The following is a 24,250-nucleotide window of genomic DNA, read 5'->3' as shown; positions in this document are numbered from 1 at the left end:
ATGGTTAATTCTTGCGCAGCCCCGCGACGAAGCGTCGCCCATCTTTCGCGGATGGCCCGGGCTTTCCGCACCGTTGTCAGGAACACAAGAATGAAAATTTCCGCCCCGTTGCTCTCCACCCTCGCACTCTCGCTCTCCGTTGCCGCTGGCGCCGCCCAGGCCGAGAGCGTCAAGATCTACAACTGGTCCGACTACATCGCCCCGGACACCGTGCCGACCTTCACCAAGGAAACCGGCATCCAGGCGACCTACGACGTCTACGACAGCAACGAGACCCTCGATGGCAAACTGATGACCGGCAAATCCGGTTACGACATCGTGGTGCCGTCGAATCACTTCATGGCCAAGCAGATCCAGGCCGGCGCGCTGAAGAAACTGGACAAGAGCCAGCTGCCGAACTGGAAGAACCTCAACCCGGTGCTGATGAAGGCGCTGGAAGTGAACGACCCGGGCAACGAGCACGGCTTCCCCTATCTGTGGGGCACCACCGGCATCGGCTACAACCCGGCGAAGGTCAAGGAAGTGCTGGGTGACAACGCGCCGATCGACTCGTGGGACATCTTCTTCAAGCCCGAATATATGGAGAAGCTGGCCAAGTGCGGGGTAGCGGTGCTGGACAACGGCCCGGAACTGCTGCCGATCACCCTGAACTACCTGGGCCTGCCGCATCACAGCCAGAAACTGGATGACTACAAGAAGGCCGAGGAAGCGCTGCTCAAGGTGCGTCCGTACGTCCGCTACTTCCACTCCTCCAAGTACGTCAGCGACCTGGCCAACGGCGAGATCTGCGTAGCCATCGGTTTCTCCGGCGACATCCTGCAGGCCGCCACCCGCGCCAAGGAAGCCAAGAACGGCGTGGAAATCCAGTACTCCACCCCGAAGGAAGGCTCGCCGCTGTGGTTCGACATGGTCGCCATGCCCAACGATGCGCCGGATGAGAAAGCCGCTTACGCCTTCATGAACTACCTGCTGCGCCCCGACGTGATGGCCGGCGTAAGCAACTACGTGCACTACGCCAACGGCAACCTCGCCGCCGACCCGCTGGTGGACAAGGCGATCAAGGCGGACCCGGCGATCTACCCGCCGCAGGACAAGATGGCCAAGCTGTTCGCTCTCGAATCCATGCCGATGAAGATCGACCGCGTGCGCACCCGCACCTGGAACACCGTCAAGACCGGCAAGTAAGCGTCACCTTGACCGACAACGCGCGGCCCCGGCCGCGCGTTGTGGTTTTCGTCGCGCAAGTCGCGCTTTGCCGTGCGACTCGCACAGGGCTCGCCAGCAGCAATCCGTGCCGCTATAGTCAGCCTACGCAGCCCGGTTGCTGCTCCACTGAACAGGTTCGCCTCCCATGTCCCGAAACCCATTGCCCGATCCGGCAATCAACGTCGCAGCCTCCCCGGCACGCGGCGCGGGTGCGGGTGCGGCCTGTCCTCCCCCGCCTCCTGTCGTCGCTGTCGCGTCGCCTCCGCCTCCCGGTGCGGCCTACCCGCCACCCGGCGTGAGTTTCTGACGCCCCACGCGTTTCCCATCGCCTGGTTTGCCGCGCTCGACTGACGCGGCTCCCGGTATGTGTCCGGCCCATCGAAGGCCGGTCGTGATCTGCCTGACGACAGGTGTATTGCATGATTTCGCTCAACCGTTCCTCCCTGGCCGGCCTGGCCGGCACCTCCCTGTTCGTGCTGCTGTGGAGCAGCGCCGCCATCATCAGCAAGTGGGGCCTGGCGCATGCTTCGCCGATGGTGTTCCTCATCGCCCGCTTCGGTACCGCACTGGTGGCGCTACTGGTCCTCTCGCCACTGATCGGCCTGCGCTGGCCGCGCGAGCGCAAACAGCTGCGCCACGCCGTGCTCACCGGCCTGGTGATGTTGGGCATCTACCCGATCTTCTACCTGATGGCGCTGGACCTGCACGTTACTCCGGGCGTCATCGCTACGGTGCTGGGCGTGCAACCGATGCTGACCAGCTTCCTGCTCGAGCGCCGCCATTCGGCTCCGCGCCTGGGCGGCCTTGCACTGGGGCTGATCGGGCTGGTGATGGTGGTCTACCAGAGCATCGGGCTGTCCGGGCTCACCTTCGCCGGGCTGGCCTGCTGCCTGCTGGCGTTGCTGTCGATCACCGGTGGTTCGATCCTGCAGAAGAACATCCGCGACAACCCGCTGGGCACCCTGCCCCTGCAATACATTGCCGGGCTCGTGCTGTGCCTCGCCGTTGCGCCCTTCCAGCCGCTGCACGTGGAGTGGAACGCCGCGTTCATCCTCAGTGCGCTGTGGATGGGCCTGATGGTCTCCGTGCTGGCCACCGTGCTGCTCTATCGGATGATCGCGGCGGGCAACCTGGTCAACGTCACCAGCCTGTTCTACCTGGTGCCGGCGGTCACGGCGCTGATGGATTACGCGGTGTTCGGCAATCGCCTTTCAGCCCTGGGCCTGCTTGGCATGGGGCTGATCGTGGTGGGGCTGATGCTGGTGTTCCGCCAGGCAACTCCGGCGCGAGGCGCTGGAAGTGCACAAGCGGTAGATAACGGGTAGTCCACCGTGGGGCCTGCTCCCTCTCCCTGACCCTCTCCCTGAAGGGAGAGGGGACTTTCTACGCCGCCTGGAAGGTCGGAGCGGTCCTGCCAACACCGGAAGAACTCAGACGTTACAGCTCGCCGAGGACCGCCCCCGCTCCCCTCAGCGAGAGGGGGCTATTCTGCGCCGCCTGGAAGGTCCGAACGGTCCAGCCAACACAGGAAGAACTCTGGAGTTGTAGCTCGCAGAGGACTGCTCCCTCTCCCTTCGGAGCGGGGCGCGCAGCCAGGGCGGGGGAGAGGGAAACTCGTAGGCACAAGCTATCAGGAAACGTCCATAGCCCTCACCCCGCCGCCTCCACCTTGGGCTGCGGCGCCGGCCGCAGCACCAGCCAAAGCGCCAGGGCGATCAGCACGCCGCCCTGCAGGTGCGCCCAGGACAGCGACTCGTCCAGCAGCAGCACGCCCCAGAACACACCGAACGGCGGAATCAGGAAGGTCACTGTCATGGTCTTCAGCGGGCCGATGCTGGCCAGCAGGCGGAAGTACAGGACGTAGGCGAAGGACGTGCAGAGAAAGCCAAGGCCAGCCAGCGCCAGCAGTATCTTCGGTTCGAGAAGCGGCGCCAGCGGCATGTCCAGGCTGGTACCCAGGAAGAACGGCAACAGGCACAGGGTCGCGCCGGTCTGGCTGCCCAGGGCCGAGACACCGAAGTCCAGGCCGCCCTGGTCGTTGATCCAGCGCTTGGTGACGAAGCCGGCGAAACCGTAGCAGGTCGTCGCCACCAGGCAGGCGGCGGCGCCCCATAGCAGTCCCGCATCAAAAGGCACCGGGCCGGCGCGAGTCAGCACCGCCACACCGGCCAGCCCCAGCAGCACGCCCCCCGCCTTTGCGCCGGTCAGTGACTCGCCGAAGAACAGCGAGCCGATCAGCACGCCCATCAGCGGCGTGGTGGCGTTGAAGATCGCCGAGTAGCCCGCCGGCAGGAATTGCGCCGCCAGGCTGTACATCAACACCGGGATGCCCGAGCTGATCACACCGATGGTCAGGATGCGCGAAAGCTTGCCGCGAAAGTCCCAGCGTGTGCGCATCGCCAGCAGGATCACGACCAGCCCGATGGCCGAGAGGAAAACCCGGAAGAACGCCGTCGGCATGACGCCAATAGCGGGCACCAGTTGGCGCATGAAGAGAAAGCTGGCGCCCCAGATGGCAGCCAGAGCGAGCAGGTTCAACAAGGCAGCGACGTTCATCGCAAAGAGCTCCAGGGCAAGCGAACCACCAGCCTACGCCAGTGGAAAACAGCATCCATCCATAGCTGACTTTCAAAGTCCACCGTCAACGGCGACGCAGCCGGGCCATGCTCAGTGCGTCGGCGAATTCGCCATCGCGGTAGGCGTAATCGCGTAGCGTGCCTTCCTCGACGAAGCCGAACTTGCGGTACAGCGAAATGGCGGGCTCATTGTCGCTGTAGACCGTAAGTTCGACGCGACGCAGGTTCATCCAGTTATCGGCAATCTCCAGCAACTCCGCCAACAGCCGACTGCCAATGCCTCGTCCTTGCCAAGCCACGGCGACGCCCATGCCGATGCTGCCGGCATGACTGCGGCGCAGGCGAATGCACTTGTCCAATGTGGCAGTCCCTACCAATTCGCCCTGATGCATGGCCGCCAGCGTCACCAGCCCCTCCTCATCCAGGCACATGCGCTTGCGCCACAGAGCGGGTGCCTGATACGGCATCTGCAGCACCTGGCGGGCCACGGCAGGCTCATTGTAGAGGGCGGTCAACGCCTCAATATGCTGCTCGGTGCAACGCTCAATGTGGATCTCATTCATCGGATATCAGCTCCTTGCCGAAACGATTGCCCCCGGGAACGGGGCGACCAGCATACGCGCGAAATCGGCGGGAAAGTGGCGGCAAATGCTGACGAATCCGCCCTTTCCCTTGCCGTCCCCCCTGGCTAAGCTCGCTGCACAAGAACTCTGCAGAGGCACTCCCATGGCTCAGCACTGGCCAGCAACCGAGATCGCGACCCTGATCCTCGAAGGCTTCGACGACTACCGCGCAAAGTTCCACCAGATCACCGCCGGAGCGCCCGCGCGTTTCGAGCAGGCGCAGTGGCAGGAGGCCCAGCGGGCTTCCGCCGAGCGCATCGAGCTGTACGAGGAAATGGTCGCCGAGACCGTTGGCCGCCTGACCCGCGCCATGGCCGGCATCGATCTGGTGGACGTGGAGCGCTGGCCGATCGCGAAGAGCGCCTACATCACCCTGATCGATCCGCGGCTGGACGACGAACTGGCGGAAACCTGGTTCAACTCGATCTTCTGCGGCCTGTTCAGCCACGACAACATCAGCGACGGCACGATGTTCGTGCACACCACTCGGCCCTCGCTGCGCGCCCATTCGCGCGATCCGCACACGCGCATCTACCGGCCCGGCGGCAAGCTGCGCCAGGCGCTGGAGAACATCTTCGATGACTACCGTTTCGCCGTGGACTACGACGACCGTGAACGCGACCTGGAGCGCATGGACAACCTGCTGCATGCCAACCTGCCGGACTGGGTGTGCAAGGACCCGACCCTGACCATCGAACTGATCGGCTCGGTGTTCTACCGCAACAAGGGCGCCTACCTGGTGGGCCGCCTGTTCACTCCCGAGGAGCAGTGGCCGCTGGTGTTCCCGCTGGTGCACCACGAGGGCCGCGGCATCCAGTTCGACACGGTGATCACTGACGAGGCGGAAGTCTCGATCATCTTTTCCTTCACCCGCTCCTACTTCATGGTCGACGCGCCGGTGCCGGCGGAAATGGTCGCCTTCCTCAAGCGTCTGCTGCCGGGCAAGCACATCGCCGAGCTGTACACCTCCATCGGCTTCTACAAGCAGGGCAAGAGCGAGTTCTACCGCGCGCTGATCAACCACCTGGCCACCACCGACGACCGCTTCGTCATGGCCCCGGGGGTGCGCGGCATGGTGATGAGCGTCTTCACCCTGCCGGGCTTCAACACCGTGTTCAAGATCATCAAGGACAACTTCAACCCGGCCAAGACCGTTGACCACGCCACGGTGATCCAGAAGTACCAGTTGGTGAAGAACCATGACCGCGTCGGGCGCCTGGCCGATACCCAGCAGTTCGCCGACTTCCGCTTCCCGGTGGGCAAGTTCGATCCCGACTGCCTTGCCGAACTGCTCGACGTCGCGCCCTCCACCGTGATGCTGGAAGGCGACGTGGTGCTGATCCGCCACTGCTGGACCGAACGCCGCATGACTCCGCTGAACATCTACCTGGAACACGCCACCCCGGCGCAGGTGGAAGAAGCGCTGAAGGACTACGGCCTGGCAATCAAGCAACTGGCGGCGGCGAACATCTTCCCCGGCGACATGCTGCTGAAGAATTTCGGCGTCACCCGCCACGGCCGCGTGGTGTTCTACGACTATGACGAGATCAGCTACCTGACCGAAGTGAACTTCCGCCACATCCCGCCGGCGCGCTACGAAGAGGACGAGATGTCCTCCGAGCCCTGGTACTCGGTGGGGCCGATGGATGTGTTCCCGGAAGAGTTCCCGCGTTTCCTGTTCGTCGACCTGAAGCTGCGGCGGCAATTCGCCAAGCTGCACGGCAACCTGTTCGACGCGGATTACTGGAAGGGGCTGCAGGAGCAGATTCGCGCGGGAAAAGTGATCGACGTGTTCCCCTACCGCCGGCATGAATCGCCGGAGGTAGCCTTGGGGCGTCAGGCCAACCTGTAGGAGCGAGCTTGCTCGCGAACAACGGCATCCCACCTGACATCGACACGTCGGGCTGATACCGGCTCGCGAGCAAGCTCGCTCCTACGAAGAGCCGTCGAGGTTCAGTTCCAATGCCGCCGCGAAGCGTGGCGGTTGTCCCCCAGGCCCACCAGCGCCGCCACCGAGGCCATCAGCACCTCGGCGATCCACGCCAGCAGCAGGCCGCCGGCCAGCGCCCAGCCGATGGCCTCGGGCTCCAGCACCACCTGGTAACGATAATTCGCGTAGGTTTCCTGCAGCAGCTCGTGGTTCGGCGCAGTCAGCATGTGCAGCGCGCGCTGGTACCAGTTGCCCTGCAGCGCCTGCCATTCGTTCTCGAACAACTGGGCGCGGCGCATCAGGCGCTCGATGTTATCGGCGTCACGCTGGAATACCGGATCGGCGCTGCCACGGTAGTGCGCCACCAGGGCACTCAGGTCACCCTTGAAGAACTGCCCCGATGTGTCCTTGAAGCCCTGCAGTGCCTGGGCTGCCTCGATGCGATGGGCGTCGACGCGTTGCGCGTAGTCCTTGATGAAGCCCGGCACCTGGACCGCGACCATCAGCCCCAGCGCAAACAGCACCATGCGTACGTAGCTGCGTAGCATTCTTTTCCCCTTCGTTCTTATGGATGTGCAAGGCGACGCCGGATTCTCCCGTTTGCCGCACCGGCATTCCGGGAATGCTTCACGTCCCGATCAGATGCGGCCCTGGGTGACGATCTCGCCACGCCACCAGAGCATCCATTCGCCGCCCTGCATCAGGGTCCAGTTTTCGTTGTCGGTCAGCGGTTCGGTGGCAATCACCGTCACCACGTCGTTGGGGGTGGTTTCCGACTGGAAGTCCACCGTGACGTCGGCATCACGCAGGCGGGCCGGGCCGAACGGCGCGCGGCGGGTAATCCAGGCCAGCTTGGTGCTGCAGAAGGTGAACAACCAGTCGCCGTCACTGAGCAGGCAGTTGAACACGCCCTTCTCCCGGTAGGAGGCGCAGGCAGTGACCAGGGTGGGCAGCAGCACCTCTACCGGCACGGGCTCGGGGAAGGCTCGGCGCACGCGGTTGAGCAGGTCGCAGAAAGCCGCTTCGCTGTCGGTGTCGCCCACTGCGCGGCAAAGGCCGGGCTCGGGATGGAAGTCGGCAAGCTGGCCGTTGTGGGCGAACGTCCAGTAGCGGCCGCCCATTTCGCGCACGAACGGGTGGGTGTTGGACAGGCAGACCTTGCCGACGTTGGCCTGGCGGATATGGCCGATCACCGCTTCGCTCTTGATCGGATAGCGCTGCACCAGCCGCGCAACTTCCGAGTCGACGCTGGCTGACGGGTCCTGGAACAGCCGCACACCGCGCCCTTCATAGAAGGCAATGCCCCAGCCGTCACGGTGCGGGCCGGTGCCGCCGCCGCGCTGCATCAGCCCGGTGAAGCTGAAGACGATGTCCGTCGGGACGTTGGCGCTCATGCCGAGCAACTCGCACATGAATCAGTTCTCCTCCATCAGTGCCTCGCGCAGCTGATGCAGCTCGCGTTCCAGGCGATTCTGCATCCTTTTCCGCCCCAACGGCAGGAACCGCGTGAGCGCGCGCAGCAGCAGGGCCGGCAGGTCGCTCAACTCTCGCGGGATAAGGTGCAGATGAAAATGTGGTACGTGCTGGTTGGCCGCGGGGCCATCGTTGACCAACAGGTTGATACCGACCCGCCCATAGCCGGCGCGGCGCAGCACGCGCTCCATGCGCTCGGCCAGCGGGATCAGGTCCTGTTGCGCCGCCTCGGAGAGCTGGTGCAGGAAGGTCGCGTGCTCGCGGGCCACCAGCAGCAGGTGTGCGGGGCGCAGGGGGTAGATGTCCAGCAGCACGATGAAATGATCGTCTTCGTAGAGGATACGGGCCGGCACGCGACCGGCCGCGATGGCGCAGAACACGCAGTCCATGGGAACTCCTCGAAAGGCTGTTCAGTTCATGCTGGACGCGTGCGGGGCAGGACGCAAGGCCGGACTAGAGGCGCGGTTCGATCCGCGCGCGGTTGTCGCGCCGTTCGCTCGGGTGGGCGTCGACGCCCTCGACCAGTTCAGGCTGCATCAGCTGGCGCAGCGTCGGCTCGTCTTCGGCTTCCTTGTCCTGGCGGCGCTTCTTCAGCGAACGCTCCAGTGGCCAGCGGATCAATACGAACAGCAGGTACAGGCCGAACGCGGCAAGCAGCACCAGGGCAAGATCGGAGACGGCGCGCCAGGCGTTGTTGCCGACCTTGAACACCACGTCCAGTGCGGTGATGGCGATCGCCGGGGCGTACAGGTTGTTCGCCGGGTCCACCGGGGTCGGAGTGAACAGCAGCACGATGACGATCACCCGCAGGGGTTCGCGCAGCCAGCGCCACATCCAGCCGGTCATCAGGAACCAGACCAGGGTCAGGCCAAGGCCGGCGGCGATATAGGCGCCCCAGGCAAGCGTGTAATCGTGTTCGTTCATGCGCGTGCGTACGTGCGGTGTCGACAGAGGGGTGCGTATGATAGCTGCTTTTCCCCATGGGTGCGCAGCCGGGCGTCATCCATGCCGCCGCCGAGGATTCGCCATGACCGACCGCCAGCCCCCCATCGCCCGCCGCGAGGCCGCCGCCGATCCCTATGCCTGGCTGGAGAATCGCGACGCCGAAGATGTCCTCGACTACCTGAAAGCAGAAAATGCCTACCTGGAAGATCGACTTCTTCCTCAGACGAAACTGCGCGAAATCCTGTTCCAGGAGATCAAGGGCCGCATCCGCGAGACCGACCTGTCGCTGCCCACGCCCTGGGGCCCCTGGCTCTACTACCAGCGCACCACAGCCGGCGACGAGTACCCACGCCATTACCGCAGCCCGCGCCCAGCCGATGGTTCGCTGACCGTCGAGGCGAGCGCCGAGCAGTTGTTGCTGGACCCGAACGAACTGGCTGGCGACGGCTTCCTGTCGGTCGGCGCCTTCAGCATCAGCCCCGATCATTCGAAGCTGGCTTACAGCCTGGATACCAGTGGCGACGAGATCTACACCCTCTACGTGAAGGAACTGGCCGACGGCAGCGTCACCACCCTGCCTTTCGACGACTGCGACGGCAGCCTGACCTGGGCCAACGACAACCGTACCCTGTTCTTCGGCGAGCTGGACGACACCCATCGCCCGCACAAGCTCTATCGCCACCGCCTGGGCGACAGCGGTGCGCAGCTGATGTTCGAGGAGCCCGACGGGCGTTTCTTCCTCAACTGCTACCGCGCCAGCTCCGAGCGTCAGCTGGTCCTGCTGCTCAACAGCAAGACCACCAGCGAAGCCTGGGTGCTGGACGCCGACAAGCCCGAGGGCGAGTTCGTCTGCCTGGCGCCGCGCGAAGAAGGCCACGAGTACTACCCGGACCATGGCCGTCTCGGGGACGACTGGGCCTGGCTGATCCGCAGCAACCAGGCCGGCATCAACTTCGCCCTTTACCACGCCAGCGAAGCGCAGCCGACCCGCGAACACTGGCGCGAGCTGGTGGCGCACCGCGACGACGTGATGCTCGAAGGCCTGACCCTGAGCGCCAGCGCACTGACCCTGAGCCTGCGCGAAGGCGGCCTGCCGATCGTCGAAGTTCACCCGCACGGCCAGCCGGCGCACCGCGTCGACCTGCCGGACGCCGCCTACAACCTCTACGTGCAGGACAGCCTGGAGTTCGACAGCGCGGTGATCCGCCTGCGCTACGAGGCCCTCAATCGCCCGGCACAGATCCGCCAGCTGGACCTCGCCAGCGGCGAACAGAAAGTCCTCAAGCAAACCCCGGTGGAAGGCCCGTTCGACGCCGACGCCTATGAAAGCCGCCGCCTCTGGGCCGACGCCACCGACGGCGTGCAGGTGCCGATCAGCCTGGTCGGCCGCCGCGAGGTGCTGGAAGACATTGCTCGCGGCAAGCCCGCGCCGCTCTACCTCTATGGTTATGGCGCCTACGGCGAGAGCCTCGACCCCTGGTTCTCCCACGCCCGCCTGAGCCTGCTGGAGCGCGGCTTCGTCTTCGCCATCGCCCATGTGCGCGGAGGCGGCGAGCTGGGTGAAGCCTGGTACCGCGCTGGCAAGCTTGCGCACAAGCAGAACACCTTCAGCGACTTCATCGCCTGCGCCGAACACCTGCTCGACCACGGCTACAGCACCCCGACGCAACTGGCAATCAGCGGCGGCAGCGCTGGCGGCCTGCTGATCGGCGCGGTGCTCAACCAGCGCCCGCAGCTGTTCACCGCGGCCATCGCCGAAGTGCCCTTCGTCGATGTGCTCAACAGCATGCTCAACCCCGACCTGCCGCTGACCGTCACCGAGTACGACGAATGGGGCAACCCGCAGGAGCCGGAGGTCTACGAGCGCATTCGCGCCTATGCACCCTATGAGAATGTCAGCGCGCAGGACTATCCCGCCCTGCTGGTGGTGGCCGGCTACAACGACAGCCGCGTGCAGTACTGGGAAGCCGCCAAGTGGGTGGCCAAGCTGCGCGTCAGCAAGACCGACAACAACCTGCTGCTGCTCAAGACCGACCTGGGCGCCGGCCACGGCGGCATGAGCGGTCGCTACCAGGGCCTGAAGGACGTCGCGCTGGAATACGCCTTCCTGTTCAAGGTGCTGGGCATCGAAGGCAACGCCTGATGCTCTATACCTGCCCCTGCTGCGGCTACTTCAGTTTCGGCGACCCTCCGGGGTCGTACGAAATCTGCGAGATCTGCTACTGGGAAGACGATCACCTGCAGCTCTGCTTTCCCGACGCACGCGGCGGCGCCAACGCCGTGAGCCTGATCGAAGCGCAGGTCAACTTCGTGCAGTGGGGCGCGTGCGAACGGCGCTTGCGTGGCAAGGTGCGCCCGTCGACCATCGATGACGTGAAGGACGAGCGCTGGTTCCCGTTGTGGCAAAAACGCGTGGAGCTGCCCGACGACAAGGCGCCGCTGACCGGCGAGGAAGCCTGCTACTGGCTGCGCACGCCGGTCTGAGCGCGGCTCAGCCGGCGCGGAAGATCAGGTGCTCTTCCCAATCGTCTTCGGGCACCGAGCCCTCGGCGAGCATGCGGCCGGACTGGGAGATGCGCTCGTGGTGCACGGCATCGGGGTCGCCGCAGACCAGGTGGTGCCACAGCGGCAGGTCCTTGCCCTCGGACACCAGGCGGTAGCCGCAGGTGGGCGGCAGCCACTGGAACTCGTCGGCCTGGGCCGGGGTGAGCTGGATGCAGTCCGGAACGCTGGCGCGGCGGTTGGCGTAGTCGGTGCAGCGGCAGGTCTTCAGGTCCAGCAGCTTGCAGGCGATGCGCGTGTAATAGACAGTGCCGTCGTCCTCGTCTTCCAGCTTCTGCAGGCAGCACAGGCCGCAGCCGTCGCACAGCGACTCCCACTCTTCCTGGTCGAGCTGGGCGAGGGTCTTGCGTTTCCAGAAGGGTTCGACTTTGGCGGCCATTTTTTGATCAGGGGCTATTTCACGGGGCGCAAAGTCTAAGCCCGCGGCGCGCGCAGGCCAAGCGCAGGCGACCATTGACCGCGCAGCGCTTGCCAGAGCGAGCCGCGCTGGTTAGTTTGATCGGCCCACGGGCGCGGTCCGCCTGCCTTCCACCCGTGACGCGGAACCGCCAACCGCCCGATCCCACCGCGATGCCCGGCCGACCACGGCACCATCGGCAGATCCACGCCCTTCAAGGAGCCACCATGAGCGCCAACCCTCGCGTATCCGAGCACCCGATCGACCCGCAGTTCATCAATCGCTGGTCGCCCCGCGCCTTCAACGGCGAAGCCATTCCCGAAGCCACTCTGCTGAGCTTCATCGAGGCCGCACGCTGGGCGCCTTCCTCCTTCAACTCGCAGCCCTGGCGCTTCCTCTTCGCGCTGCGCGACACGCCGAACTGGCAGCGCTACCTGAACCTGCTGGGCGAATTCAACCGCGGCTGGGCGCAGAACGCCTCGGCGCTGGTGGTGGTGCTGTCCAAGACCACCTTCGCCCCGCCCGGCTCCAGCGAGGAAAAGCCTGCCCTGTGGCACAGCTTCGACACGGGTTCTGCCTGGGGCTTCCTCGCCCTGCAGGCGAGCCTGGCGGGCTGGCACACCCACGGCATGGCCGGCTTCGACCGCGAACTGGCGCGTTCCGAGCTGAAGGTCCCGGCGGACCATGAAATCCACGCGGTCATCGCCATCGGCAAGCTGGGCGACAAGTCGATCCTCTCCGAAAGCCTGCAGGCCCGCGAAGTGCCGAATACCCGGCGCCCGCTGGCGGAAATCGTGGCAGAGGGTGACTTCTCGCTCTGACAGCTTCCATCTTCTGTAAGAACGAGCTTGCTCGATCCTACAGAAGAGCAAAAGAAAAGGCCCCGATTGGGGCCTTTTTCATGGGTGCGACAGCGGTCAGTAACCACGACTGAAATCCACCTCGCCGCGCATGGCCTGACCGGCCCAGAAACGCGTGAGGTTGTCGCGGAACAGGTCGATCAACAGGCTGGGCAGCGTCGGCGCGGCGGTGTGGCCGGTCAGCAGCAGCCGCGGCGTATGCCAGAACGGGTGCGACGCCGGCAGCGGCTCCTGGCGGCAGACGTCGATCACTGCGCCGGCCAGCTGGTTGGCCTCCAGCGCCGCGACCAGGTCCTCGTCCACCACCGAAGTACCACGCCCGGCATTGAGGAACAGCGCGGTGGGCTTCATCCGCTGGAACAGCGCGAGATTGTAGATATCCGCGGTTTCCGGCGTATCGGGCAGCAGGTTGATCACGTAGTCGGCGGTCTCGGCCAGTCGTGGCAGGTCATCCAGGCCGCCCATGCGACCAAAGGGCACCAGCGCGCGCGGGTTCTTCGCCACGCCGACCAGCTCCACGCCGAAGGGAGCGAGCATGTGCGCCACGGCCTGGCCGATTTCGCCGGTGCCGACGATGAGGATCTGCCGGCCACTCAGGCTGCCCGGCGGACGGTCGTCCCACTGCACGCCGACCTGGCTGGCCAGGCGTCCGAGGAACTGGCGTTCGTGGGCAAGCATGTAGGTGAGCAGGTACTCGGTCATGACCTGCCCGAAGATGCCGACGGCGCGGGTCAGGGCGTAATCCTTGGGGAGGTCGTCGGCCAGCAGCGGGGTGATGCCCGCCCAGCTGGACTGGATCCATACCGGGTGCACGCCCTGGCGCAGGAGTTGCGCGGCCAGTGTCGGCTCGCCGAGCCACACGGGGCACTCTGCCGCGGCGTCCACCAGCTTGTCGGGATTATTGCCGGAGACCACCGTCAAACGGGGTTCGGCCGCCATCAACAGGGCGGCATAGAGGGCGTGTTCGCGATCGAGTACGAGCAGGCGCATGGTCAGGCCTTTCGCTTCGAACGGTGGAGTATTTCCGGCTGGCGCATCTGGACTCGCTTCAAGGGAGCTTCCCTGGGGCAATCGTCATCAGTTCTAGGGAAGTCAGGCGGCTATAGACACAGCCAGAGACCAAGCGTTCCGCTCCGTTGAACCCTTTTTACCCCTGCATAATGCGCTCAAGCCGCGCACTTGCACAGTGCCACCACCGGGCGGATGCGCGACCTGAGCGGCACGACGACACAGCCGCGATCAGACCGGGTCGTTCCGCCGCAGCAATTCCTCGGGGAGGTGCTGGATGTACTCCTCCTCCGCTGGCGGCATCTGCAGGTGGAAACCTTGTTTCTCGATATTCTCCAGCACCAGGTGGATGTCCTCGCGGGCCAGCTGGCGTTCGGGGCTCAGGACAAGGTCGAAGGCGTGCTGCGGCGCGCCGAACGCGGCAAGCAGCGCCTCGGGCACACGGCTGAGGGCTTCGCGCTTGTCGACGTACAGGTACATCTCGTTCTTGCGCGGACTCTTGTAGATGGAGCAGATGCGTTTCATGTCGGTTCTTTCCGCTTTATCGAGTAGGCCGCGTCATTCGTCGGGCTGGGCGAGGCTGTCGAGCAGGGCCTGGCCCATCAGCTCGCGCCGCCAGCCTTGCAGCGAATCGGGCAATTGATAGGGGCCGTTGGGCCAGCCGGTCTTGAGCAGGGCTTCGAGGATTTTCTTGCGCAGCATCAGTTCGGGCGCCATCTCCAGGCGCTCGGCTTCCTTCTGGCCGACTTCGCGCAGTTTCTTCAGCACCGGGGTGATCTCGCGCGGCAGCGGCTCGGGCAGGGTTTCAGGCCAGGCCGCTTCAGGCAGTTTCGCCGCGTGGGCTATCAGTGCGATCAGGGTGTCGCCGTCCTGGCGCACGGTGCGGGGGTGCATGTCATCGATGCGCGCCAGGGCGACCTTGTCGACCGGCTGGAAGCGCGCCAGAGGCCACAGCGTGTGCTCGCGCAGAATGTGGTTGCGTGGCTTGTTGCGCAGCCGCGCCTGTTCCTCGCGCCAGACGCACAGTTCGCGCAGCACGGCCAACTGCTGGCGATTGAGCTTCCACGCCAGCTTGACGTCGAGGTAGGCCTGCTGCGGATCGCTGACACGGCTCTGGTTGTTGGTCAGGTCGGTGCCATCGGCCAGCAGCCACTGCAGCTTTTCGTCACTCAGGCGTGGTGCGAGCTTCACGTAGACTTCGGCCAGGTGCTGCACATCCTCAGCGGCGTAGCGTACCTGCATGTCGGTCAGCGGACGCTGCAGCCAGTCGGAGCGGGTTTCGTCCTTGGGCAGGTCGAGGCCGAGGATTTCCAGCACCAGCTTGGAGTAACCCATGGAATGCGGCATGCCCAGGTAGGCGGCGGCCAATTGGGTGTCGAACAGCGGCTGCGGCAGGCTGCCGGTCAGGCGCTGGAACACCTCCAGGTCCTCGCCGCAGGCGTGGAACACCTTGACTACCAGCGGCGACTCCAGCACGGCGGCGAACGGCGACCAGTCGCGGATCAGCAGCGGGTCGATCAGCCACACGCCGTTGCCGTCGCCCACCTGCACCAGCCCGGCGGCCGGGTAGAAGGTATCGACACGCATGAACTCGGTATCGAGCGCGAGGTAGGGCAGTTCTTTCCAGTCCTGGCACTTGCGCTCCAGGGTGGCATCGTCGCGAATCCACTGTATATCGAGGATGGTCACGAACATCTCCTTCGTTTCGGTGCGCGCAGTATATAGAGATGCAGGATGTGCGAGCATTCCACTCGGCCATCGGTCCGTGACGACTGCATGGCAACTTCTACGCTTTGCCCCGTCCACAACTACAAGAAGGCAACTCGCGCATGAAAAAGCTTCTCGGACTGGTCGTCGTGCTGGTCCTGGCCCTGGCGGTCTACCTGGCGCTCACGCCCAGCCCCATCGACCCGCTGGCCTGGACGCCGCCCAAGGCGCCAGCGATGACCGGCGTAATGGAACCCAATGACACCCTGATGAAGGCCGAACTGCTCGCTCAGGGCCAGATCGTCGGCCCGGAGGACACGGCAGTGGACAGCCAGGGCCGGGTGTTCGCCGGGCTGGATGACGGGCGCATCGTGCGCATCGGCGCCGACGGCAAGGCCGAAACCTTCGTCGAGACCCGCGGTCGCCCGCTGGGCCTGGCGTTCGACAAGAGCGGCAACCTGATAGTCGCCGACGCCTGGAAAGGCCTGCTGCAGGTCGACCCGCAAGGCAGGATGCGCGTGCTGAGCGATTCGGCCGATGGCGTTCCCTTCGCCTTCACCGACGACCTGGACATCGCCAGCGATGGCCGCATCTACTTCAGCGACGCGTCCAGCCGTTTTCACCAGCCCGACTACATCCTCGATCTGCTCGAAGCCCGCCCCCACGGCCGCCTCCTGCGCTACGACCCGGCCACCGGCAGGACCGAGACGCTGCTCAAGGACCTGTACTTCGCCAATGGCGTGGCGCTGTCGCAGAACGAGGACTTCGTGTTGGTCAACGAGACCTACCGATACCGCATCACCCGCTACTGGCTCAAGGGCGAGAGGGCCGGGCAGCACGAGGTGTTCATCGACAATCTGCCGGGCCTGCCGGATAACCTCGCCAGCGACCGCAGCGGCACCTTCTGGGTCGCCCTGCCCTCGCCGCGCAAGGCCGACGCAGATGTGATCCAGCAGATGCCCTGGCTGAAACGCCAGCTCACCAAGCTGCCGCGCGCCGTCCTGCCCAAGCCGGTGGCCTATGGCCTGGTTATCCAGGTGAACGAGAAAGGCGAGATCGTGCGCAGTCTGCATGACACCAGCGGCCAGCACCTGCGCATGGTGACCTCGGCCAAGCCGGTGAACGGCGTGCTTTACCTGGGCAGCCTGGAAAACGACCGTATCGGCCGGCTGCCCATCCACTGAAGAATCCAGCCCCGCTGGCACCTCAGGCCGGCGTCTGTTCCTTCAGGGCAGGCGCCGGAGCAGGTGCGGCACTGGGGTCCAGCAGTTCCAGCATGCGCTCGCGTACCTCGCTCATCAGCGCCTCGATGCCGCGCTCGGTGAACTGGGTGGAGTCGATTGGCGCACCGACATGCACTTCCACCGGCATGCCGAGGTTCAGTTTCAGGCCACCGGCCGGCAGCAGTTGCTGGATGCCACGGATAGCCACCGGGACTATGATCGCGTCGGTCTGCTGGGCCAGGCGGAAGCAGCCTTTCTTGAACGGCTGCAGCTTGCCATCCTTGGAACGGGTACCCTCGGGCGCGGCCCAGAGCACGATGCCGCTTTCCATCATTTCCCGCGCCTTCGCCAGGTCGGCCATGGCCTGGTGGCGGTTGTGCCGGTCGATGGACGGGAATTCCGCCGCACGCATGGCCGCGCCCCACACCGGCACGGCAAACAGTTCGCGCTTGGCGAGCATGCGGATCGAGCCCGGCAGGGTCACGAAGATCGCCGGGATATCGTAGAAACTCGAATGGGTGCAGAGGATCATGTAGCGACGGCCATCGCCGAAGTCGGGCACCTCGCCATGGCGGCTCAGGCGCGCGCCCGTCAGGCGCAGCAGGCTGCCGGACCAGTCGCGGGTGAAGCCGTCGACCTTGGCGCGGCGCAGCCGGCCGATGGCGCCCAGCGCCAGGACCCGGACGCTGTAGCCCAGGGTGATCAGAACGGTCGCCAGTCCCACCAGGGCGACGCGCAGCGGGCCCGCCTTGCGCGGTGCCGGATGCTGGTTGTACATGTTCGCCAACTCCCACCAACTTTTCATCGTACAAGCCTTATGATGCGCCAAAGCCCCGTCACGACACAGGAACGCGCCCATGACCCAAGCCCGCCTGCTCACGCCCGAGCAACTGGCCGCCCGCCTCGATGACCCGAATCTCGTCCTGCTCGACTGCCGCTTCGCCCTCGAAGACCCGGCCTATGGCGCGCGCAGCTACCAGGAAAACCATATCCCCGGCGCGCATTTCGCCGACCTCAACCGCGACCTTTCCGCGCCGGTGATTCCGGGCGTCACGGGGCGCCATCCGCTGCCCGATCCCCAGCACCTGCTGGAACACCTGCGCGCCTGGGGCCTGAATGCCGATAGCGAAGTGGTGCTGTATGACGACGGCCCTGGCGCCTTTGCCGCTCGCGCCTGGTGGCTGCTGCTATGGCTGGGCAAGAGCGAGGGCGTCTATCTGCTCGACGGTGGGTTGACCGCCTGGCGCAATGCCGGCCTGCGTCTGACCACCGCCGAAACGCCGTTGCGCCCCGGCGACTTCAAGGGCGAGCCGGACAACCGCCTGCTGATCAGCGCCAACGAACTGGCCATGAAGCTGGGCGATGCCGAACTGCCGCTGATCGACGCCCGCGGCCTGCCGCGCTTTCGTGGCGAGATCGAGCCCATCGACCCCGTCGCCGGACACATCCCCGGAGCCCAGTGCGCAGCCTTCACCGACAATCTGGGCAATGATGGCTGCTTCCTGCGCCCGGAACACCTGCACCAGCGTTTCGCCGCCCTGCTGCGTGGGCGGCCGGCAGAGGAACTGGTGGCCTACTGCGGTTCCGGCGTCACCGCCTGCCACAATCTGTTCGCCCTGAGCCTGGCGGGCTACCCGCTGGGTCGCCTGTATGCCGGGTCCTGGAGCGAGTGGATTACCGATGCCCGCCGCCCGGTGGCCAAAGGCGATTGATCTGCCCGCTCTGGCGGGAAAAACGGAAGGCGCTTCACACCACCGCCTTCCGTTCCTATGGATAGGTGTCAGGGCATCGGTCAGACTCGTGCCCATTCTTCAAAGGAGTGATCCCATGCCTTCGCGCATCCGCCAAACCCTGTTCGCCAGTCTGTTGCTGGGCCTGTGCAGTGCCATCCCCGTCCAGGCCGCAGAACTGGAAGCAACCCCCTGCGCCATCCAGGACGAATGGTCCGATCTCTATGGCGAGGACCTGGTGAAGGCCGCCAAGGCCGGCCATGCCAGCGCCCAGTACACCCTCGGCCTGGAATACGACGCCGGCAGCGACGAGTACGACCAGGATTATGAAAAAGCCGCGTACTGGTACGAGAAGGCCGCCAGGCAGGGCCATGCCTGCGCCCAATACAACCTGGGCAACGCCTATGACAACGGCGACGGCGTGGAACAGGACCCGGCCAAGGCGGTGTTCTGGTACCAGAAAGCCGTCGACCAAGGCGACAAGGACGCGCAATTCAACCTCGCGATCATGTACGAGAACGGCACCGGTGTGACCCGCAGCTACAAGAAGGCCTTCGCCCTCTACCTGCTCTCGGCGGAGCAAGGCGATGTGGATGCCCAGTTCCAGGTCGCGGAAAGCTACGCCAAGGGCCGCGGCGTGGCGAAGAACCCGGCGCAGGCGCGCGTCTGGTACCAGAAAGCAGCGGACCAGGGCCACGAAGAGGCCGAGGAGAAGCTCGCTGCAATGCCGGAGTTACCGCCGAGCATCTAATTGCCAGAAGGAATATGAAGGGTTTCTGCGCCGACGAAACAATTTAAAAACAGACCTTTACATCATCTTCATCGCACTACACTTCAATTCGAGCGGCTAAGTCCGCTTCCGGCGGGGCCGAGGATAATCATCAGAAGCTGCCAAGACGCCCAGCCCCGCCGGCCATTGATGACGAGGATGTCATGGGAATCGCCGCGAATGATCTCTGCCAGTATGTGATCCGCCCTACCCTGCAGTACCTGGGGCGTCACAGTGTCGCGGCCGAATCGCTGCTGCTGGGGGCAGCGGCCTGTCAGTCGGCGCTGGGGAGCGCCCTCGATGACAGCCATGGCCACGGGCTGTATCGCATCGGTGAACAACGGCACCAGACGCTCTGGGATGGATTCCTGGCGCTGGACCCCGAGCTGGCCAGCCGCGTGAGAGGGCTGGCCAGCCAGCACGCCTTCCTCGACGCACCGCATCTCGAACTCACGGTCAACCTGCGCTACAGCACCGCCATCGCCTGGATGCTGGTGGAGGCGGAGCGACTGGCCCTGCCGCTGACGGACGACCCCATGGAACTGGCCCGGGTATGGCGCCAGGTTTTCCACCCTCATGGGCGCCTCCACGACTTCGTCGATGCCTGGCACAGCTACGTCGGAAATCTCAGTCGAGTCGCCTGAATACTTCACGCCCGAATGGTGACCAATCGGTCAGAAATAATTTACATACAGCGACGAACGGACATCAATCAGATGGAACGCTCGTTTGAGCCCCGAAGCCCAAGGTAGAGCGCCTGCCGACCACTACCCAAGACCCGGGAATCTTGGTAGCTTGCGCGCCGATAAACACAGGAGTTGCTCTTACAATGAAAACAACATGGCTCAAGACCACCCTCGCACTGACCATTAGCGCTGCCTCCGCCCAGGTGTTTGCCAACGGCATCGCCATCAACGAGCAGAGCGCCAGCGGCGCCGGTACCGCTTACGCGGGCCGCGCTTCCTCGGCATTGGACGCCAGCACCATCTACGGCAACCCTGCCGGCATTTCCAAGCTCAAGCGAACTGAAGTCAGCGGCGGTCTGGCCGTGGTGTCCGCCAAGGACGACATCAGCGACGCCCACAGCAGCGCCTCGGGCTCCAACAAGGGCGACTCCGTCCCGGTTGCCGCTGTTCCCTTCGGCTACTTCTCCACCCCGCTGGACGACAAGGTCAGCGTCGGCCTGGGCATCTACGTGCCCTACGGCATCATCAACGACTACGAAAGTGGCTTCCAGGGCCGTTCCCACGGTTCCTACAGCAAGGTCCAGGTGATCACCGTCCAGCCGACCATCAGCTACAAGTTCAACGACGTGGTGGCTGTCGGCTTCGGCCCGACCATCAACCGCATCGACGGCAAGCTGGAGAACTACCTGAACACCGGCGCGCTGAACGGCGCCCTCGGCGGCAACGGCGACGACACCAAGATCAGCATCAAGGGCGACGATACCGCCGCCGGCTTCAACGTCGGCGTACTGGTCACCCCGACCGAGAGCACCTCGCTCGGCGCGACCTACCACTCCAAGGTCAAGTACAAGCTCGACGGCCACACCACCGTATCCAACTCCCCGGGTGGCCTGTTCGATTCGCGTATGGACGCCAGCCTGGACATCACCCTGCCCGAGTCCCTGGACCTGTCCATCACCCAGAAGCTGGATGACCGCTGGACCGTCTACGGCGGCACCACCTGGACGCGCTGGAGCCGTCTGAAGTCCATCGAAGTGCAGAATACCGGTGCTCCGTTGGCCGCCTTCGATACCATTGGCGAGGACCTGAGCTGGCACGACACCTGGTCCGCCGCGATCGGTACTTCCTACCAGTTCAACGACCAGTGGGTGCTGCGTACCGGCTTCGCCTACGATCCATCGCCGACCACTAACGAGCACCGCAACGTCCGCATCCCGGTGGGTGATCGCAAGATCTTCACCCTGGGCGCCGGTTACTCGCCCAACGCCGACATGACCATCGACGTGGCCTACGCCTATCTGTGGGAATCCACCGCCGGCGTGAACCAGCAGGACGGTCAGGAACTGGCCGGCACGCAACTGCAGCCCGCCTACAGCGCCAAGTACGACAACAGCGCCCACGGCCTGACCGCGCAGATGACCTATCGCTTCTGATAGCCACGCTGTGCCACGAAAAAGCCGGGCTCTATGCCCGGCTTTTTCATGCCCGCGATTCATGGCAAACCTTGTAGGAGCGAGCTTGCTCGCGAACAAAACTTTACGGCAACTTCGGAGCCAGGCGGTTCGCGAGCAAGCTCGCTCCTACGAAAAGCTCAGGCGGCCTGGTCGGGTTGCGCATGCTCGCGGCAGATCAGTTCGCCAGCGCCCGCCTCCAGCGGCTCCCCAGTCAACCCACAGTGCGCACCGTCCTCCCGCTTCTGGTGAAAACGACAGGTCCGGCACAGACCAAAGCCCGGCACGTTTTCCTGACGCTGCACGGCTCCCAGCAGTTCCCGCAGCAGTTCGACCAGCAACTCGCCGCGCGCCCCCATGGCCTCCTCCGCATTACGCAGGAAAGCCGGCGGTACCAGGGCATCGATCAGTCCCCTGCCCTGCGTCGTCAGTTCCAGATGCACGCTGCGACGATCCTGCGCATCCGGGCGCTTCTCGATCAGGCCCTTGGCCTCCAAGGCCTTGAGCGACTGGGATACCGTGCCCTTGGTCAGCCCGAGGAAATCCGTCACCCCCAGCGGGGTATTCGAATAGCGATTGCAGCGCGCCAGGTAGTTCAGCGCGCTCAGTTGGATCGGCTGCAGATCCGCCATCAGCGGCTGCTCGCGCGCCCAGGCGCGCATCAGGCTGGCGATGCGTTCGAGGTAGTCGTACAGGGGCGTATCGGTCATGGCTGATCCCTCCGATAGATAGTATCGATCAAAAACCAGTTTGACAGAAGCTTCTTTTCGATCGCAGACTAATTTGGTATCGCATCGATATCACATCAGGAGAACGATCATGAGCGAAGCCGTTTATTACCATGCTGGTTGCCCCGTCTGCCTCGAAGCCGAGCGCGCGCTGCTGCCGCTGCTGAACCGCGAAGTCGAAGTCGTACATCTGGGCGGGCAATCGCCACGCGTTGCCGAAGCCGAAGCGGCTGGGGTGAAATCCGTACCGGCGCTGGTGGTCGATGGGCAGGTGCTACATCTGAACTTCGGCGCCGCCCTTGCCGATCTGAAATAGGGCGGGAGGCATGAGCGACTACCAGCCGCTGCACTGCGATCTCCACGATTACCTGGAAATCGCCTGCCTGTACCGCTACTGGCTGCGTATCGAGTTGCGTGACGGCCTGGCGTTCGACGCCCAGGCCTTCACCACGCACACCCGGCGAAGCTCGGATGGCGTGCAGGAGGAAACGCTGGAGGTGCGGGTCGACGATGCCAGCCGGGAACTCCGGCTGGACCGTCTGCGCGCCATCACGCCGCTGTCGGCGCAGGCGCTGTTCGGCAGGGTGGAGGTGGAACTGAATCCCGCTGGCTGAACGACCTCACCACATGAGGTCGTCGGGCACAACGTAATCCTTGTAGGGATCGTCTTCGTCGGGCTCACCGCTGGGCACGCTGAGAACGATGATGCGGCGCTCGTCGCGCTCCTGGATGCGCAGCGCGGCGTCACGCGGCACGATCTCATAGCGGCCGTCGTAGCTGACGATGGCCAGGCTGCCGCGGCTGAGCTTGTCGCGGATCAGGTCGTTGACCGCGATGCGCTTGACCTTCTTGTTGTCGACGAAGTTGTAGTAATCGTCGGACTCGAGCTTGGGCAGGCGCGTACCCTCGATCAATTGCTTGATCTGAGCGGTCTTGGCTTTCTTCTCGGCCTTTTCCTGCTGCTGGCGGTTCAGCTCGGCGTCGCGGGCCTGTTTCTCGGCCTGGGCTTGCAGGGCCGCCTGACGCTGGCTGTCGTCCTTCTGCACCTGGTTCTTGTGTTCCAGGCGCTGCTGCTTCTGCTTCTGCTTGCCGGCCTGCTTGGCCTGCTTCTCGTTGACCAGCCCGGCTTTCAGCAACTGATCACGCAATGACATGCTCATGAATCGAGGCTCTCCAACAGCCCATAATGTTGCAGGACACATCCCAGACCAACGCATAGGTGCGGCCGGATCATCCTCAGGGGGTATAATCCTCGGGCCTGTGCCAGCGCAGCGCAAGTGCCTGGCTCGAAATCACTCATCTGGAGCGGACTCGTAACCTCCATGCTGAAGCTCATCGTTCTCGCGATACTGGCCCTTTTCCTCGTCGCCATCCTCTATGTGCACCTGCGCGGCAAGGTGCGGCTGCCCTTCCTGCGCCAGGTGGTGAACCACTCCGCCTGGTTCGCCCCGTACAACTCGCTGATGTACCTGAACTCCAGCGTGCCGTCCAAGCCCTACCTGGACCGCGAGCGCTTCCCCGAGCTCGACAAGCTGCGCGACAACTGGCAGATGATCCGCGAGGAAGCCGAGAAGCTGTTCGACGAGGGCTACATCCGCGACGCCCTGAACAACAACGAAGCCGGGTTCGGCTCGTTCTTCAAGAAGGGCTGGACGCGCTTCTACCTGACCTGGTACGACGGCCCGCTGCCCTCGGCGCAGCAACTCTGCCCGAAGACCGTGGAGCTGGTGAGCAGCATCCCCAACGTCAAGGGGGCGATGTTCACCCGCCTGCCGCCGCGCAGCCACCTGAACAAGCACCGCGACCCCTACGGCGGCTCGCTGCGCTACCACCTGGGCCTGGCCACGCCGAACTCCGAGGACTGCCGCATCTTCGTCGACGGCCAGCCCTACGCCTGGCGCGACGGCCAGGACGTGATGTTCGACGAGACCTTCGTCCATTGGGTGAAGAACGAAACGGACGAATCGCGCCTGATCCTTTTCTGCGATATCGAGCGCCCGCTCAAGTCGCCGCTGCTGACCCGCATCAACCGTCGCGTCAGTGCCTTCCTCGGACGCGCCACGGCGCCGCAGAACGTCGAGGGCGAGCGCGTTGGCGGAATCAACCAGGCCTACTCGGTGCTGATCCGTTTCGGCAACGCCGTGGGCAGCAAGGTGAAGGTGTTCAAACGCGCCTATCCCAAGGCCTACCGCATCGGCCGGCCGCTGCTCGCGGTAGCGGTGCTGGTGCTCATCCTGCGCTGGCTGTTCGGCTGATCGATATTTCTGTAGGAGCGAGCTTGCTCGCGAACAGATTTCCCGGCAGCTCCGGCATCAAGGGGTTCGCGAGCAAGCTCGCGCCTACGTAGAGCAATAAAAAGCCCCGCATTGCGAGGCT

The 24,250-nt window shown here is 64.7% G+C and carries 27 protein-coding genes; 14 read left to right on the top strand and 13 right to left on the bottom strand.

What is annotated here, in order from left to right; genetic code table 11:
* Positions 1 to 90 precede the first annotated feature (90 nt).
* Positions 91 to 1,185 carry a polyamine ABC transporter substrate-binding protein gene (locus tag C167_RS0111920; RefSeq protein WP_017518510.1) on the top strand — a complete coding sequence of 365 codons (1,095 nt, stop codon included), beginning with the start codon at positions 91 to 93 and terminating at the stop codon, positions 1,183 to 1,185.
* Between the two features lie 440 nt (positions 1,186 to 1,625).
* Entirely contained in the window at positions 1,626 to 2,531 is a 906-nt protein-coding gene (locus tag C167_RS0111915; protein ID WP_017518509.1) for a DMT family transporter, read from the top strand.
* 325 nt (positions 2,532 to 2,856) lie between these two features.
* Here the strand turns inward: C167_RS0111915 and C167_RS0111910 are convergent, their stop codons facing one another.
* Together C167_RS0111910 and C167_RS0111905 are read right to left on the bottom strand one after the other, a co-directional pair.
* Positions 2,857 to 3,762 carry a DMT family transporter gene (locus C167_RS0111910; protein WP_017518508.1) on the bottom strand — a complete coding sequence of 302 codons (906 nt, stop codon included), beginning with the start codon at positions 3,760 to 3,762 and terminating at the stop codon, positions 2,857 to 2,859.
* An 85-nt stretch (positions 3,763 to 3,847) separates the two neighbouring features.
* Positions 3,848 to 4,345 carry a GNAT family N-acetyltransferase gene (locus C167_RS0111905; protein WP_017518507.1) on the bottom strand — a complete coding sequence of 166 codons (498 nt, stop codon included), beginning with the start codon at positions 4,343 to 4,345 and terminating at the stop codon, positions 3,848 to 3,850.
* A gap of 163 nt (positions 4,346 to 4,508) precedes the next feature.
* Here C167_RS0111905 and aceK point away from each other — a divergent pair, with 163 nt between their 5' ends.
* Positions 4,509 to 6,257 carry a bifunctional isocitrate dehydrogenase kinase/phosphatase gene (aceK, locus tag C167_RS0111900; protein WP_017518506.1) on the top strand — a complete coding sequence of 583 codons (1,749 nt, stop codon included), beginning with the start codon at positions 4,509 to 4,511 and terminating at the stop codon, positions 6,255 to 6,257.
* A gap of 101 nt (positions 6,258 to 6,358) precedes the next feature.
* Here the strand turns inward: aceK and C167_RS0111895 are convergent, their stop codons facing one another.
* The 4 genes from C167_RS0111895 to C167_RS0111880 all read right to left on the bottom strand — a co-directional run bounded on the left by C167_RS0111895 (position 6,359) and on the right by C167_RS0111880 (position 8,732).
* Positions 6,359 to 6,883 carry a DUF2937 family protein gene (locus tag C167_RS0111895; RefSeq protein ID WP_017518505.1) on the bottom strand — a complete coding sequence of 175 codons (525 nt, stop codon included), beginning with the start codon at positions 6,881 to 6,883 and terminating at the stop codon, positions 6,359 to 6,361.
* Between the two features lie 90 nt (positions 6,884 to 6,973).
* Positions 6,974 to 7,747, bottom strand: coding sequence for a class II glutamine amidotransferase (locus C167_RS0111890; RefSeq protein WP_017518504.1), 774 nt, complete (start codon positions 7,745 to 7,747; stop codon positions 6,974 to 6,976).
* A 3-nt stretch (positions 7,748 to 7,750) separates the two neighbouring features.
* On the bottom strand, positions 7,751 to 8,197 hold the full coding sequence (locus tag C167_RS0111885; RefSeq protein ID WP_017518503.1) for an HIT family protein: 447 nt from the start codon (positions 8,195 to 8,197) through the stop codon (positions 7,751 to 7,753).
* Positions 8,198 to 8,261: 64 nt separating this feature from the next.
* Positions 8,262 to 8,732 (bottom strand): hypothetical protein, encoded by a 471-nt coding sequence (locus C167_RS0111880; protein ID WP_017518502.1) that lies wholly within the window; start codon positions 8,730 to 8,732, stop codon positions 8,262 to 8,264.
* A gap of 103 nt (positions 8,733 to 8,835) precedes the next feature.
* On the opposite strand from C167_RS0111880, the gene C167_RS0111875 reads away from it, so the two are divergent.
* Both C167_RS0111875 and C167_RS0111870 read left to right on the top strand, forming a co-directional pair.
* The gene (locus C167_RS0111875) at positions 8,836 to 10,896 is read left to right on the top strand and encodes a S9 family peptidase (protein ID WP_017518501.1); all 2,061 of its coding nucleotides are present in this window, start codon (positions 8,836 to 8,838) and stop codon (positions 10,894 to 10,896) included.
* Positions 10,896 to 11,237: a CPCC family cysteine-rich protein gene (locus tag C167_RS0111870; RefSeq protein ID WP_017518500.1), complete on the top strand. Its 342-nt coding sequence runs from the start codon at positions 10,896 to 10,898 to the stop codon at positions 11,235 to 11,237. Before C167_RS0111875 ends, C167_RS0111870 begins: the two co-directional genes overlap by 1 nt.
* 7 nt (positions 11,238 to 11,244) lie before the next feature.
* On the opposite strand, the gene C167_RS0111865 is transcribed toward C167_RS0111870, so the two are convergent.
* Positions 11,245 to 11,694 (bottom strand): YcgN family cysteine cluster protein, encoded by a 450-nt coding sequence (locus tag C167_RS0111865; RefSeq protein ID WP_017518499.1) that lies wholly within the window; start codon positions 11,692 to 11,694, stop codon positions 11,245 to 11,247.
* A gap of 245 nt (positions 11,695 to 11,939) precedes the next feature.
* Between C167_RS0111865 and C167_RS0111860 the strand changes: the two genes are divergently transcribed.
* Positions 11,940 to 12,533: a nitroreductase family protein gene (locus C167_RS0111860; RefSeq protein WP_017518498.1), complete on the top strand. Its 594-nt coding sequence runs from the start codon at positions 11,940 to 11,942 to the stop codon at positions 12,531 to 12,533.
* Positions 12,534 to 12,629: 96 nt separating this feature from the next.
* Here C167_RS0111860 and C167_RS0111855 read toward each other — a convergent pair whose 3' ends face one another.
* From C167_RS0111855 to rnd, 3 genes are all read right to left on the bottom strand, one after another.
* Positions 12,630 to 13,562, bottom strand: a complete 933-nt coding sequence (locus C167_RS0111855; RefSeq protein ID WP_017518497.1) for a D-2-hydroxyacid dehydrogenase — start codon at positions 13,560 to 13,562, stop codon at positions 12,630 to 12,632.
* Positions 13,563 to 13,811: 249 nt separating this feature from the next.
* Positions 13,812 to 14,105: a YcgL domain-containing protein gene (locus tag C167_RS0111850; RefSeq protein ID WP_017518496.1), complete on the bottom strand. Its 294-nt coding sequence runs from the start codon at positions 14,103 to 14,105 to the stop codon at positions 13,812 to 13,814.
* Positions 14,106 to 14,138: 33 nt separating this feature from the next.
* Positions 14,139 to 15,275, bottom strand: coding sequence for a ribonuclease D (rnd, locus tag C167_RS0111845; protein ID WP_017518495.1), 1,137 nt, complete (start codon positions 15,273 to 15,275; stop codon positions 14,139 to 14,141).
* A 134-nt stretch (positions 15,276 to 15,409) separates the two neighbouring features.
* Here rnd and C167_RS0111840 point away from each other — a divergent pair, with 134 nt between their 5' ends.
* A complete protein-coding gene (locus C167_RS0111840) occupies positions 15,410 to 16,471 on the top strand; it encodes an SMP-30/gluconolactonase/LRE family protein (RefSeq protein WP_017518494.1) in 1,062 nt (353 codons plus the stop codon).
* A gap of 22 nt (positions 16,472 to 16,493) precedes the next feature.
* On the opposite strand, the gene C167_RS0111835 is transcribed toward C167_RS0111840, so the two are convergent.
* On the bottom strand, positions 16,494 to 17,288 hold the full coding sequence (locus tag C167_RS0111835; RefSeq protein WP_017518493.1) for a lysophospholipid acyltransferase family protein: 795 nt from the start codon (positions 17,286 to 17,288) through the stop codon (positions 16,494 to 16,496).
* A 79-nt stretch (positions 17,289 to 17,367) separates the two neighbouring features.
* On the opposite strand from C167_RS0111835, the gene C167_RS0111830 reads away from it, so the two are divergent.
* From C167_RS0111830 to C167_RS0111815, 4 genes are all read left to right on the top strand, one after another.
* Positions 17,368 to 18,222, top strand: coding sequence for a sulfurtransferase (locus tag C167_RS0111830; protein WP_017518492.1), 855 nt, complete (start codon positions 17,368 to 17,370; stop codon positions 18,220 to 18,222).
* Between the two features lie 115 nt (positions 18,223 to 18,337).
* Positions 18,338 to 18,991, top strand: a complete 654-nt coding sequence (locus tag C167_RS0111825; protein WP_017518491.1) for a tetratricopeptide repeat protein — start codon at positions 18,338 to 18,340, stop codon at positions 18,989 to 18,991.
* A gap of 182 nt (positions 18,992 to 19,173) precedes the next feature.
* Positions 19,174 to 19,653 (top strand): hypothetical protein, encoded by a 480-nt coding sequence (locus C167_RS0111820; protein WP_017518490.1) that lies wholly within the window; start codon positions 19,174 to 19,176, stop codon positions 19,651 to 19,653.
* Positions 19,654 to 19,838: 185 nt separating this feature from the next.
* The gene (locus C167_RS0111815) at positions 19,839 to 21,128 is read left to right on the top strand and encodes an outer membrane protein transport protein (protein WP_017518489.1); all 1,290 of its coding nucleotides are present in this window, start codon (positions 19,839 to 19,841) and stop codon (positions 21,126 to 21,128) included.
* Positions 21,129 to 21,286: 158 nt separating this feature from the next.
* Here C167_RS0111815 and C167_RS0111810 read toward each other — a convergent pair whose 3' ends face one another.
* On the bottom strand, positions 21,287 to 21,856 hold the full coding sequence (locus C167_RS0111810; protein ID WP_017518488.1) for a MarR family winged helix-turn-helix transcriptional regulator: 570 nt from the start codon (positions 21,854 to 21,856) through the stop codon (positions 21,287 to 21,289).
* A gap of 109 nt (positions 21,857 to 21,965) precedes the next feature.
* On the opposite strand from C167_RS0111810, the gene C167_RS0111805 reads away from it, so the two are divergent.
* Positions 21,966 to 22,190, top strand: a complete 225-nt coding sequence (locus C167_RS0111805; protein ID WP_017518487.1) for a thioredoxin — start codon at positions 21,966 to 21,968, stop codon at positions 22,188 to 22,190.
* A 10-nt stretch (positions 22,191 to 22,200) separates the two neighbouring features.
* A complete protein-coding gene (locus C167_RS0111800; RefSeq protein ID WP_017518486.1) occupies positions 22,201 to 22,488 on the top strand; it encodes a Rho-binding antiterminator in 288 nt (95 codons plus the stop codon).
* Between the two features lie 6 nt (positions 22,489 to 22,494).
* On the opposite strand, the gene C167_RS0111795 is transcribed toward C167_RS0111800, so the two are convergent.
* Entirely contained in the window at positions 22,495 to 23,034 is a 540-nt protein-coding gene (locus C167_RS0111795) for a DUF2058 domain-containing protein (RefSeq protein ID WP_026078973.1), read from the bottom strand.
* Between the two features lie 162 nt (positions 23,035 to 23,196).
* On the opposite strand from C167_RS0111795, the gene C167_RS0111790 reads away from it, so the two are divergent.
* Positions 23,197 to 24,129 carry an aspartyl/asparaginyl beta-hydroxylase domain-containing protein gene (locus C167_RS0111790; RefSeq protein ID WP_017518484.1) on the top strand — a complete coding sequence of 311 codons (933 nt, stop codon included), beginning with the start codon at positions 23,197 to 23,199 and terminating at the stop codon, positions 24,127 to 24,129.
* The last annotated feature ends 121 nt before the right edge of the window (positions 24,130 to 24,250 follow it).

This window comes from Pseudomonas nitroreducens TX1 (assembly GCF_000313755.1).
In the GTDB taxonomy this organism is placed as follows: Bacteria; Pseudomonadota; Gammaproteobacteria; order Pseudomonadales; family Pseudomonadaceae; genus Pseudomonas; species Pseudomonas nitroreducens_A.
This window is presented reverse-complemented; position numbering and strand designations above follow the sequence as displayed.

Bases quoted from the DNA above. Each gene is read 5' to 3' on its own strand.
- C167_RS0111920 (WP_017518510.1), top strand. From the start codon at position 91: ATGAAAATTTCCGCCCCGTTGCTCTCCACCCTCGCACTCTCGCTCTCC.
- C167_RS0111915 (WP_017518509.1), top strand. From the start codon at position 1,626: ATGATTTCGCTCAACCGTTCCTCCCTGGCCGGCCTGGCCGGCACCTCC.
- C167_RS0111910 (WP_017518508.1), bottom strand. From the start codon at position 3,762: ATGAACGTCGCTGCCTTGTTGAACCTGCTCGCTCTGGCTGCCATCTGG.
- C167_RS0111905 (WP_017518507.1), bottom strand. From the start codon at position 4,345: ATGAATGAGATCCACATTGAGCGTTGCACCGAGCAGCATATTGAGGCG.
- aceK (WP_017518506.1), top strand. From the start codon at position 4,509: ATGGCTCAGCACTGGCCAGCAACCGAGATCGCGACCCTGATCCTCGAA.
- C167_RS0111895 (WP_017518505.1), bottom strand. From the start codon at position 6,883: ATGCTACGCAGCTACGTACGCATGGTGCTGTTTGCGCTGGGGCTGATG.
- C167_RS0111890 (WP_017518504.1), bottom strand. From the start codon at position 7,747: ATGTGCGAGTTGCTCGGCATGAGCGCCAACGTCCCGACGGACATCGTC.
- C167_RS0111885 (WP_017518503.1), bottom strand. From the start codon at position 8,197: ATGGACTGCGTGTTCTGCGCCATCGCGGCCGGTCGCGTGCCGGCCCGT.
- C167_RS0111880 (WP_017518502.1), bottom strand. From the start codon at position 8,732: ATGAACGAACACGATTACACGCTTGCCTGGGGCGCCTATATCGCCGCC.
- C167_RS0111875 (WP_017518501.1), top strand. From the start codon at position 8,836: ATGACCGACCGCCAGCCCCCCATCGCCCGCCGCGAGGCCGCCGCCGAT.
- C167_RS0111870 (WP_017518500.1), top strand. From the start codon at position 10,896: ATGCTCTATACCTGCCCCTGCTGCGGCTACTTCAGTTTCGGCGACCCT.
- C167_RS0111865 (WP_017518499.1), bottom strand. From the start codon at position 11,694: ATGGCCGCCAAAGTCGAACCCTTCTGGAAACGCAAGACCCTCGCCCAG.
- C167_RS0111860 (WP_017518498.1), top strand. From the start codon at position 11,940: ATGAGCGCCAACCCTCGCGTATCCGAGCACCCGATCGACCCGCAGTTC.
- C167_RS0111855 (WP_017518497.1), bottom strand. From the start codon at position 13,562: ATGCGCCTGCTCGTACTCGATCGCGAACACGCCCTCTATGCCGCCCTG.
- C167_RS0111850 (WP_017518496.1), bottom strand. From the start codon at position 14,105: ATGAAACGCATCTGCTCCATCTACAAGAGTCCGCGCAAGAACGAGATG.
- rnd (WP_017518495.1), bottom strand. From the start codon at position 15,275: ATGTTCGTGACCATCCTCGATATACAGTGGATTCGCGACGATGCCACC.
- C167_RS0111840 (WP_017518494.1), top strand. From the start codon at position 15,410: ATGAAAAAGCTTCTCGGACTGGTCGTCGTGCTGGTCCTGGCCCTGGCG.
- C167_RS0111835 (WP_017518493.1), bottom strand. From the start codon at position 17,288: ATGTACAACCAGCATCCGGCACCGCGCAAGGCGGGCCCGCTGCGCGTC.
- C167_RS0111830 (WP_017518492.1), top strand. From the start codon at position 17,368: ATGACCCAAGCCCGCCTGCTCACGCCCGAGCAACTGGCCGCCCGCCTC.
- C167_RS0111825 (WP_017518491.1), top strand. From the start codon at position 18,338: ATGCCTTCGCGCATCCGCCAAACCCTGTTCGCCAGTCTGTTGCTGGGC.
- C167_RS0111820 (WP_017518490.1), top strand. From the start codon at position 19,174: ATGGGAATCGCCGCGAATGATCTCTGCCAGTATGTGATCCGCCCTACC.
- C167_RS0111815 (WP_017518489.1), top strand. From the start codon at position 19,839: ATGAAAACAACATGGCTCAAGACCACCCTCGCACTGACCATTAGCGCT.
- C167_RS0111810 (WP_017518488.1), bottom strand. From the start codon at position 21,856: ATGACCGATACGCCCCTGTACGACTACCTCGAACGCATCGCCAGCCTG.
- C167_RS0111805 (WP_017518487.1), top strand. From the start codon at position 21,966: ATGAGCGAAGCCGTTTATTACCATGCTGGTTGCCCCGTCTGCCTCGAA.
- C167_RS0111800 (WP_017518486.1), top strand. From the start codon at position 22,201: ATGAGCGACTACCAGCCGCTGCACTGCGATCTCCACGATTACCTGGAA.
- C167_RS0111795 (WP_026078973.1), bottom strand. From the start codon at position 23,034: ATGAGCATGTCATTGCGTGATCAGTTGCTGAAAGCCGGGCTGGTCAAC.
- C167_RS0111790 (WP_017518484.1), top strand. From the start codon at position 23,197: ATGCTGAAGCTCATCGTTCTCGCGATACTGGCCCTTTTCCTCGTCGCC.